Here is a 639-nt window from a genome sequence, read left to right on the forward strand (position 1 = left end):
GGCTTGAAATTCAAGAGGGTATCTGACCCCAGCTTCTGACCCGCCCTTCAACTTTTCTTAGAGGTATTAGCTTGTTGTCTCAATCTTTCCAGCTCTAATTTCAACCTCCTATTTTCAACCTCAAGCCGAGAGTCAACAGCTATATCTTTCACAGCTTTAACGATTGCAGATGCCTGCTGATCAGAAGAAGCAGAACTGAAAACAGCATCAGCTCTCTTCCTTCCATTCCCTCCTGACACCTCTCCACTACTCTTTGCAACTGAGACTAATGCTTCGCGCAATGAATCTTCAAAAAGGCCTCGCTTCGCCCAAGGCATATCAAATTTATTAGCCTCTTTAAGTACTCGCAAAGATGTTCTTTGCATAGACGACGTAAAGGTTGGAATTCGCCCTCCAAATAGCAATCCTCGCATTGCAGGCATTCCCAACGAAACTCCTGGACAAATTGCAACCATATATAGCGCGGCAGGTATTGAAATAACTAGCTGCTCCTCTCCAACCTCCAACCCTGAATCACAAAGCCCTTGAAGTTTTCTCGAAGAACTAACCAAGTAACACCGACCTGAATTTTCTCTCAGTGCCGAATTATGGCTAACCAAAGAAACAAAAAGTGAATCGCCACCAGTTTGCTAGACACCT

At 44.4% G+C, this 639-nt stretch carries 1 protein-coding gene; it reads right to left on the reverse strand.

The genetic code is table 11. From position 1 onward, the window contains the following. Positions 1 to 47: 47 nt before the first annotated feature. Positions 48 to 422 (reverse strand): hypothetical protein, encoded by a 375-nt coding sequence (locus tag A11A3_RS17885; RefSeq protein WP_157375833.1) that lies wholly within the window; start codon positions 420 to 422, stop codon positions 48 to 50. Between the last annotated feature and the right edge of the window lie 217 nt (positions 423 to 639).

The sequence above is a fragment of the Alcanivorax hongdengensis A-11-3 genome (assembly GCF_000300995.1).
GTDB classification, from domain to species: Bacteria; Pseudomonadota; Gammaproteobacteria; order Pseudomonadales; family Alcanivoracaceae; genus Alcanivorax; species Alcanivorax hongdengensis.

What these genes read in the sequence shown, in the direction of transcription:
- A11A3_RS17885 (WP_157375833.1), bottom strand. Translation starts at nt 422, where the DNA reads ATGCCTGCAATGCGAGGATTGCTATTTGGAGGGCGAATTCCAACCTTT.